Below are 499 nucleotides of genomic sequence, written 5' to 3' on the forward strand. Positions count from 1 at the left end.
CAAGTCCACTTTCTTCCGTTTGCTGGCAGTACGGGACGAGTGGTTCTCCGATGATTTGCGGAAGCTGGACGATGACAATGTGTACCGCAAGCTGCAAGGTCACTGGATTATCGAAATGTCGGAAATGATGGCAACCGCCAACGCCAAGAGCATTGAGGAAATCAAGTCGTTTTTAAGCCGACAGAAAGAGGTTTACAAGATACCCTATGAAACCCACCCGGCAGACCGCCCCCGTCAGTGCGTGTTTGGCGGCACTTCCAATGCCCTTGACTTCCTGCCCCTTGACCGTTCCGGCAACCGCCGTTTTATCCCGGTCATGGTGTACCCGGAGCAAGCCGAGGTTCACATTTTGGAGGACGAAGCTGCTTCCAGAGCCTATATCGAGCAGATATGGGCAGAAGCGATGGAGATTTACCGAAGCGGCAGGTTCAAGCTGGCTTTCAGCTCCGCCATGCAGCGGTATCTCAAAGAACACCAGCGGGATTTTATGCCGGAGGAC

At 53.7% G+C, this 499-nt stretch carries 1 protein-coding gene; it reads left to right on the forward strand.

Annotated features, from left to right (window positions below; genetic code table 11):
- Positions 1–499, forward strand: a 499-nt coding sequence (locus tag DWY76_RS13340; protein ID WP_243112055.1) for a virulence-associated E family protein, incomplete at both ends; no start/stop codon positions are given.

It is taken from the genome of Faecalibacterium sp. AF27-11BH (assembly GCF_003603005.1).
GTDB lineage: Bacteria > Bacillota > Clostridia > Oscillospirales > Ruminococcaceae > Faecalibacterium > Faecalibacterium taiwanense.